Source organism: Pseudomonas sp. NPDC085632, assembly GCF_044541255.1.
In the GTDB taxonomy this organism is placed as follows: Bacteria; Pseudomonadota; Gammaproteobacteria; order Pseudomonadales; family Pseudomonadaceae; genus Aquipseudomonas.
The window spans coordinates 1-8,017 of the sequence record NZ_JBITSX010000024.1 but is presented as its reverse complement, the minus strand read 5'-3'; the positions used below and the strand labels follow the sequence as shown (position 1 = coordinate 8,017).

General features: G+C 58.5%; 7 protein-coding genes and 2 tRNA genes. 2 read left to right on the top strand and 7 right to left on the bottom strand.

Annotated features, from left to right (window positions below; translation table 11 throughout):
- Positions 1 to 10: 10 nt before the first annotated feature.
- Positions 11 to 87: transfer RNA gene (locus ACIF4X_RS16455), tRNA-Met, on the bottom strand.
- Between the two features lie 222 nt (positions 88 to 309).
- Positions 310 to 386, bottom strand: a tRNA-Met gene (locus tag ACIF4X_RS16450).
- 280 nt (positions 387 to 666) lie between these two features.
- Here ACIF4X_RS16450 and dinB point away from each other — a divergent pair.
- On the top strand, positions 667 to 1,728 hold the full coding sequence (gene dinB, locus ACIF4X_RS16445) for a DNA polymerase IV (RefSeq protein ID WP_397482944.1): 1,062 nt from the start codon (positions 667 to 669) through the stop codon (positions 1,726 to 1,728).
- 92 nt (positions 1,729 to 1,820) lie between these two features.
- Here the strand turns inward: dinB and ACIF4X_RS16440 are convergent, their stop codons facing one another.
- The 4 genes from ACIF4X_RS16440 to ACIF4X_RS16425 all read right to left on the bottom strand — a co-directional run bounded on the left by ACIF4X_RS16440 (position 1,821) and on the right by ACIF4X_RS16425 (position 6,593).
- A complete protein-coding gene (locus ACIF4X_RS16440; protein WP_397482943.1) occupies positions 1,821 to 2,774 on the bottom strand; it encodes a hypothetical protein in 954 nt (317 codons plus the stop codon).
- 17 nt (positions 2,775 to 2,791) lie between these two features.
- Positions 2,792 to 4,507, bottom strand: coding sequence for a proline--tRNA ligase (locus ACIF4X_RS16435; RefSeq protein ID WP_397482942.1), 1,716 nt, complete (start codon positions 4,505 to 4,507; stop codon positions 2,792 to 2,794).
- Positions 4,508 to 4,636: 129 nt separating this feature from the next.
- Positions 4,637 to 6,196 (bottom strand): AmpG family muropeptide MFS transporter, encoded by a 1,560-nt coding sequence (locus tag ACIF4X_RS16430; protein WP_016985280.1) that lies wholly within the window; start codon positions 6,194 to 6,196, stop codon positions 4,637 to 4,639.
- A 43-nt stretch (positions 6,197 to 6,239) separates the two neighbouring features.
- On the bottom strand, positions 6,240 to 6,593 hold the full coding sequence (locus ACIF4X_RS16425) for an MGMT family protein (protein ID WP_397482941.1): 354 nt from the start codon (positions 6,591 to 6,593) through the stop codon (positions 6,240 to 6,242).
- Positions 6,594 to 6,758: 165 nt separating this feature from the next.
- On the opposite strand from ACIF4X_RS16425, the gene ACIF4X_RS16420 reads away from it, so the two are divergent.
- The gene (locus ACIF4X_RS16420; protein WP_397482940.1) at positions 6,759 to 7,766 is read left to right on the top strand and encodes a DUF481 domain-containing protein; all 1,008 of its coding nucleotides are present in this window, start codon (positions 6,759 to 6,761) and stop codon (positions 7,764 to 7,766) included.
- A gap of 118 nt (positions 7,767 to 7,884) precedes the next feature.
- Here ACIF4X_RS16420 and ACIF4X_RS16415 read toward each other — a convergent pair.
- On the bottom strand, positions 7,885 to 8,017 hold a 133-nt coding region (locus ACIF4X_RS16415; RefSeq protein WP_397483007.1), incomplete at its 5' end, for a cold-shock protein.

Sequence of the window (8,017 nt, the reverse complement as noted above, 5' to 3'; positions counted from 1 at the left end):
TTTTGATGTTTGGTTGCGGGAGCCGGATTTGAACCGACGACCTTCGGGTTATGAGCCCGACGAGCTACCAGACTGCTCCATCCCGCGTCTGTGTGGCGGCATTCTACAGACGAACGACGGGGTGTCAACCGCTAATCCCGTAAAGGGTCAAATAAGTGTGCAATCGCGTCAAACGGTCGCAGGTCGAGCGTTAAGTTTCGGAAATGCAACGAATTCCTGTTTGGCGATAACTTCTCCATATGAGGAAGAAACCCACAAAACAGACGCGCACAAAAAAGGCCACTCTTTCGAGTAGCCTTTTTTGATGTTTGGTTGCGGGAGCCGGATTTGAACCGACGACCTTCGGGTTATGAGCCCGACGAGCTACCAGACTGCTCCATCCCGCGTCTGTGTGTCGGCATTCTACAGAGGAACGCCGGGGTGTCAACCCGTAATCTGGATAAAATCTGTTGAGGTTCAATCGGTTAGCGTTTTTTCTCGGGTGTTTTTCACGCTGCAGGGCAGGTGGAGCAAGGCTTTCAGCTCTATTGGAGGCCGCTGGTCGATTGAGAAAATAAATTCAAAGGACATTTCCTACCGCCTGGAAAGAACCTTCATACCACTGGTGCTATATACAGGTGCCAGTGAGATACTGCTGGTCCGGCTCGCCACGTTTCCTTTTCTGACATGACTCAGCGAAAAATCATCCACATCGACTGCGACTGTTTCTACGCCGCCATTGAAATGCGCGATGACCCGCGCCTGGCCGGCAAACCGTTGGCGGTGGGTGGTTCGGCAGACCGGCGCGGGGTGATCGCCACCTGCAACTATGAGGCGCGTGCCTATGGCGTGCGATCGGCAATGGCGTCTGGGCATGCACTGAAGTTGTGTCCGGACCTGACCATCGTCAAGCCGCGCATGGACGCCTATCGCGAAGCGTCGAAAGAAATACATACGATCTTCAGTGATTACACCGACCTGATCGAACCGCTGTCGCTGGATGAAGCCTATCTGGATGTCTCGGACAGCGCGCATTTCGGCGGCAGTGCCACGCGGATTGCCCAAGACATCCGTCGGCGAGTCTCCAATCAATTGCACATCACCGTGTCTGCGGGTGTGGCACCAAACAAGTTTCTGGCCAAAATCGCCAGCGACTGGAAAAAGCCCAATGGCTTGTTCGTGATAACGCCAGATCAGGTCGAAGACTTTGTCAGCGGCTTGCCGGTGAACAAGTTGCACGGCGTCGGCAAAGTCACCGCCGACAAACTCGCTAAGCACGGCATCGTCGACTGCTTGCAACTGCGCGAGTGGGACAAGTTGGCGCTGGTGCGAGAATTCGGTAGCTTCGGCGAGCGTTTGTGGAGCCTGGCCCGTGGGATCGATGATCGCTTGGTGCACAACGACAGTCGGCGTCAGTCAATCAGTGTGGAAAACACCTACGACGTTGATCTGCCGGATCTGCGCAGTTGCCTGGATAGGCTGCCGGAGCTGCTGGAAACCCTGAAAACCCGCATGGCACGGATCGACAGCAGTTATCGACCGGGCAAGCCGTTCGTTAAAGTGAAGTTTCATGATTTTACCCAGACGACACTGGAGCAGGCCGGGGCAGGGCGGGATCTGGGCAGTTATCAGTTGATGCTGACGCAGGCGTTCAATCGCGGCGGGAAACCGGTGCGGTTGTTGGGGGTTGGGGTGAGGCTGGAGGATTTGCGCGGCGGGTTTGAGCAGATGGAGTTGTTTGAACGGTAGATCTTAAAAGCAAAAGATCGCAGCCTGCGGCAGCTCCAGGGAAACGCGTCCCAATGTAGGAGCTGCCGCAGGCTGCGATCTTTTAATAGGCCTTAATTCGGTCCCGGATCAGCCACCAAGCGCCCGGCATCCTTGGTCAAAGACTTGAGAAACTCAGTCTGCAACTCTGGATCGTTGCGCGTCAGTTCGATCAGGCTTTGTTCCAGTTCGCTGGCTTCTTCTTCCAGACCCAGTTCCGACAGACGTTTGACCCGGTGTACCCACTGGCTCACTTCGTCGTCTTCAAGGTCGTCGTAAATCAACCCGTGCGCTTCCAGCAACTTGCCACGCAGATGACTGCTGATCATCAGAGATGAGTCCGAGTGCACGTCATCCTTGCTGTCTTCGACGCTGATCTGCAGCTTGCCGACATGATTGAGGTCATTTTCGGCAAACGGACTGTCGAGCAGGTTCAGACGCAGCACGCCGTTGCGATCGGTGGTCATGTCGAAGGTCTGCTTGCCGGCCTTGACCTGCACCGGGCGTTCGCTCCACGGCAGGCTCGAATACTCCGTGCGCTTGTCGCGCTGGACTTCATCGATACCCGCCAGGTTCTGCTGCGCGCGACCATTGGACTGCACGTTCATGAACGGATTGAGCCCGGCAAAACCGTAGCTCAGCCAGTCCTTGGTCACGCTGTCCGGCAGGTTGCCGAGGGCGAAAACGTTGACCACGTTCGCGCCCACGCCGCCGACGACGGCCACCACGCCCAGCGGGATCTCGTAGACCTCCCGCCAAGGCTGGTAAGGCGTGTAGCGATCGTAACGACGGGTGACTTCGAACTCGGTGACTTCGAAGGTCTTCTGCTCGTTGATTTTCACGCGTCGCTGCGGCAGCTCAAGTTCCTTGGGCTCACCGACATCGATCTGCAGGCTGTGGTCGAGCAGCTTTCGCTCGACCCGCTCTTCGTGCTCGCTGCGTTGTGACATGTGGTTGGCACAGCCGCTGACCAGCAGGGCACCGCACAGGGCGGTGCCTCCGAGGCCCAAGGTGTTTCGCTTGAACATGAGGTCTCTATCTGGAATCAGCGGCGGATACGGGCCTGAAGGAAGGACACCACATCGGCGACCGGCAGCGCTTGCGCTTCCGGCTCGGTACGGCTCTTGTATTCCAGGTTGCCTTCGGCAAGACCACGGTCACTGACCACGATCCGGTGAGGAATGCCGATCAGCTCCATGTCCGCGAACTTGATGCCCGGGCTGGTTTTCTTGTCACGGTCGTCCAGCAACACTTCGAAGCCGGCGGCCGTCAGTTCGGCGTACAGCTTGTCGGTGGCTTCGCGCACCTGCTCGGTTTCGTAACGCAGTGGTACCAAAGCGATCTGGAATGGTGCCAGAGTGTCGCTCCAGATGATGCCGTTGGCGTCGTTGTTCTGCTCGATGGCCGCAGCTACCACGCGGGATACGCCGATGCCGTAGCAACCCATTTCCAGGGTTACCGGTTTGCCGTTCTCGCCCAGCACTTCGCACTTCATCGCCTTGCTGTACTTGTTGCCCAGCTGGAAGATGTGCCCGACTTCGATGCCGCGCTTGATTTCCAGCGTGCCTTTGCCGTCCGGGCTTGGGTCACCGGCGACTACATTACGCAGGTCGGCCACGGTTGGAACTGGCAGATCACGTTCCCAGTTCACGCCGAAGTAGTGCTTGTCGTCGATGTTCGCGCCGATACCGAAGTCGCTCATCAGCTCGACCGAACGGTCGATGATGATTGGCAGCGGCAGGTTCAGCGGGCCGAGCGAACCGGCGCCGGCGCCAATGGCGTCACGCAGTTCGGCATCGGTGGCCATGACCAGCGGGCTGGCAACGCCCGGTTGCTGGGCAGCCTTGATTTCGTTGAGTTCGTGGTCGCCACGGATGACCAGCGCGATCAGCTTGCCTTCTTCTTCGGCGCGCACGATCAGGGTCTTGATGGTCTTCTCAATCGGCAGATTGAATTTTTCCACCAGCGCCGCGATGGTTTTGGTGTCTGGCGTATCGACCAGACGCAGCGCTTCGGTCGCAGCGGCACGCGAAGTTTCGCGTGGTACCGCTTCGGCTTTTTCGATGTTCGCCGCGTAATCGGAACCGTTGCTGAAGACGATGTCGTCTTCGCCAGACTCGGCCAGCACGTGGAATTCGTGGGAACCAGCGCCACCGATCGAGCCGTTATCCGCTTCAACCGGGCGGAATTTCAGACCCAGACGCGTGAAGATGTTGCAGTAGGCTTCATGCATGCGGTCGTAGGTGATCTGCAGCGATGCCTGATCGGCGTGGAAGGAGTACGAGTCCTTCATGATGAATTCGCGGCCGCGCATCAAACCGAAGCGTGGACGGATTTCGTCACGGAATTTGGTCTGGATCTGGTACAGGTTGATTGGCAGCTGTTTGTAGCTGCTCAACTCGTTGCGCATCAGATCGGTGATCACTTCTTCGTGGGTCGGGCCCGCGCAGAAGTCGCGACCGTGGCGGTCTTTGATGCGCAGCAGCTCAGGGCCGTATTCTTCCCAGCGCCCCGATTCCTGCCACAGCTCGGCCGGTTGGGTGCTCGGCATCAACACTTCCAGAGAGCCGGCAGCGTTCATCTCTTCGCGAACGATGGCTTCAACCTTGCGCATAACCCGCAGGCCCATGGGCAGCCAGGTGTACAGGCCGGAGGCGAGCTTGCGGATCATGCCGGCGCGCAGCATCAGCTGGTGGCTGATCACGACCGCGTCGGAAGGCGTTTCTTTCTGTGTGGCGAGCAAAAATTGACTGGTGCGCATGGTTGGCCGTTGTCGGTTGCTATGACTGGAAATGACTCCGCAGTGTACCGGCGAGTTTTGCCGACGTACAGGCGTGAGGTCAGTGGAGAGGCACGACGGCGGGATTCCTCCCGCCGTTGCCGAAACGTCTTACGATTCTTCTGTGGCCGGCGTCGGCACAGGCTCGGGCGTTGGCGTCGGGCCTTCGCGGCGGCTCTCCTGAAACCAGTGCAGGGCGATCAACACCAGCGTCGGCACACCGAGCAGGGCGGTGATCAGGAAGAAACTGTGATAGCCGAACTTCTCGACCAGGACCCCGGAATACCCGCCCATCAGGCGCGGCAGCAGCAACATGATTGAGCTGAGCAGGGCGTATTGCGTGGCGGAGAACTTCAGGTTGGTCAGGCTCGACAGATAGGCTACGAACGCCGACGTCGCCAGGCCCGAGCTGAAGTTGTCGAGGGAAATGGTCACCACCAGCATCTGCAGGTTCGGGCCCATGTCGGCAAGCATGACGAACAGCAGGTTGGTGGCGGCCGAGGCCGCGCCGCCGATGAACAGAATCGGCAGAATACCGAAGCGCACGATCAACAGACCGCCCATGCCGGCGCCAACCAGCGTCATGATCAGGCCAAAGATCTTGCTGACACTGGCAATCTGATCCTTGGTGAAACCCTGATCGATATAGAACACGTTGGCCATGACGCCCATTACCGTGTCCGACATCCGATAGGTGGCGATCAGACCCAGCAACAGAAACGCCTGCCAGCGGTAGCGCAGGATGAAGTCGTTGACCGGCGTCAGCACCGGCGCGAGGCCGCGACGCCCCATGGTCGACAGGCACAGACCGGTGAGCAGCGTATAGAGAATGGCGCGCAGGAAGGCGCGGTCTTCGAGCAGCAGATCGAGTGGGCTCATGCCGCCGAACAGCACGCTGGCGAAATCGGTGTTGTAGAGCTGGGTGAACATCGCCGGTACGGAGACCAGTAGAACGATCAGCACAAACACCGACATTAATTGATGCATGAAGGTGTAGCGGCCGGCCTGCAACTGCGTGCGTAGCGGTACTGGCGGCTCGCGCATGAACAGCGTGGTCAGCAGCGCGGGAATCATCAGTGCGCCGAACAGTGCGTAGGTGCCGGCCCAGGCTGAGTGCTGATAATTGAAGCCCGTGGAGCCGAAGCCCTCAGCAAAGAACAACGCACCGGCAGTCGCCAGCAGCGCGGCCACGCGATAACCCGACATGTAACTGGCGGCGAGGGCGGCCTGACGGTTGTCTTCGGCGATCTCCAGGCGATAGGCGTCTACCGCAATGTCTTGAGTGGCGGAGGCGAAGGCGACGACCACGGCTATCGCGATCAGCCAGGACAAGTGTTTTTGTGGGTCGCAGAAGCCCATGCCGATCAGGCCGAGAATCACCAGTGCCTGCGACAGCACCAGCCACGAACGGCGTCGGCCAAGCTTGCCCAGCAGTGGCAGGCGCCATTGGTCGAGCAGCGGTGACCAGACCCATTTGAACGCATAGGCGAGGCCGATCAGGCTGGCGTAGCCAATCGTTTCACGGGCTACGCCCGCTTCACGTAGCCAGACGGAAAGCGTTGAAAACACCAGCATGTACGGCAGGCCGGCGGCGAAACCCAGCAACAACAGCACGAGCGTCGAAGGACTGGCATAAGCGGCTAGCGCGGCGCGCCAGGTTTTACGGGGCATGGGCTGAAGTCTGCCTCAAGATTGCGAAAACAAAGCGCGCACTCTAACCGCTGTGCTCTACCGGACGCCAGCCATGGCGCTGAATATCCACACGATTGTTCAGGACGGTGATGCCTTCCAGGCGCAATCGGGCCCGTTGTTCATCGCCCGACGGGCTGCCCACCGGCAGGCTGATCCGACCGCCGGCGCCCAGCACGCGGTGCCAGGGCAGTTTGGTATCGCCGGGCAACTGACTCAGGGTGCGGCCGACCCAGCGGGCGGCGCGCCCCAACCCGGCCAGTTCAGCTAACTGACCATAGCTGACGACTTTGCCTTCGGGCACTTGGGCGAGCGTCGAGTAGAGCGCCGTGCGTCGGATTTGCGCAGCGTTTTCAACGCTGTCGAGCGGGTCTTTCACGTACGCGGTTCCTGAGCAAGAACAGTTTGATGGCTTTCAGAGTAATCGGTGATCGCGCAATTGAGAAATGAACTCATCGGAAATAGTCCGGTCAGTCCTTGTCAGGGTCTTATTCCTACGGATAATGCCGATCTTTTTTCGCAAACTTGAGCCTTCGATTCGCTTATGTTGTCCAGATCCTTGCTGTGCCTTGCTGTTTTCAGTGCGTCCACGCCCCTGCTTGCCGACACCGTCTGGTTGAAGAACGGTGACAAGTTGAGCGGCACCATCACCGTGTTCGATGGCGGCAAGCTATTGATTCAGACCAAATATGCCGGTGCGGTCACCATCGACTGGAAAGAGGTCAAGACGTTGGACAGCGATCAGCACCTGCTGGTCAAGCAGGATGCTTATACCGGTGAAGTGTCCAAGTCGCTGACGGCCGCCGAAGACGGCAAGGTCACTCTGGCCAATGGTGAGGCGCCGAAAACCGTCGAGCTGGCGAGCATTCAGCAGATTCTCAAACCGAAACCGGTGGTCGAGGATCTGGTCTGGAAGGGCAATGTCGACCTGGCGCTGGATTATCAACGCGCCGAGAAAGACACCGACGACTACGATGTCGGCTTCAAGACCACTGCACGTCATGGGCGCTGGCGTCATACCGCCGAAGGTGAATACAACCGCGAAGTGCAGGACGACGAGACCACTACCGACAACTGGCGCGCCGAGTACGCACTCGACCGCTTCCTGACCGATAAATGGTTCTGGCAGGGCCGTCTGAACTACAAGCGCGATCACATCGAAGAGCTGGCCCGCCAGCGCGTGGTCGGTACCGGTCCCGGCTATCAGTTCTGGGATGACGAGTTGGGTGCTTTCTCGCTGGGCTCGCTGCTTAACCGCACCGATTACGAGTATCGCGATGGCAGCAAGGACAACTTCTATTCCGTCGCGATGAAGTGGGATTACAACCGTTACCTGATCGGCAAGAAAGTCGAGTTCTTCACTAACGGTGAAGTGGGCAAGCCGCTGTCCGGTGTTGCCGATTACGCGCTGGATGCTGAGTTGGGCTTGCGTTACAAGGTCACCGACTGGGCCTCGCTCAACCTCAAGGCCGAGCGCGACATCATCAGCGGCACCAATGATGCCGATCTGAACAAGACCCGTTACACCGCGGGGTTTGGTGTGGCCTGGTAAGGCGTCCATGAAAAATCGCAGCCCTCGCAGGCTGCGATTTTTTTTGCCTGTACAAAACAGGCGCCCACAAAAAAGCCCCGCTTTTAAGGGCGGGGCTCTTTTCTAAAGAAGCTACAAGTTAGATAACTTGTACTTCTTCAGCTTGCATGCCTTTCTGACCGCGGGTAGCGATGAAAGAAACCTGTTGGCCTTCTTTCAGGCTTTTGAAGCCGTCGGATTGGATAGCTTTGAAGTGAACGAACAGGTCGTCA

Bases quoted from the DNA above. Each gene is read 5' to 3' on its own strand.
- ACIF4X_RS16430 (WP_016985280.1), bottom strand. From the start codon at position 6,196: ATGCCCCGTAAAACCTGGCGCGCCGCGCTAGCCGCTTATGCCAGTCCT.
- ACIF4X_RS16420 (WP_397482940.1), top strand. From the start codon at position 6,759: ATGTTGTCCAGATCCTTGCTGTGCCTTGCTGTTTTCAGTGCGTCCACG.
- ACIF4X_RS16435 (WP_397482942.1), bottom strand. From the start codon at position 4,507: ATGCGCACCAGTCAATTTTTGCTCGCCACACAGAAAGAAACGCCTTCC.
- ACIF4X_RS16440 (WP_397482943.1), bottom strand. From the start codon at position 2,774: ATGTTCAAGCGAAACACCTTGGGCCTCGGAGGCACCGCCCTGTGCGGT.
- dinB (WP_397482944.1), top strand. From the start codon at position 667: ATGACTCAGCGAAAAATCATCCACATCGACTGCGACTGTTTCTACGCC.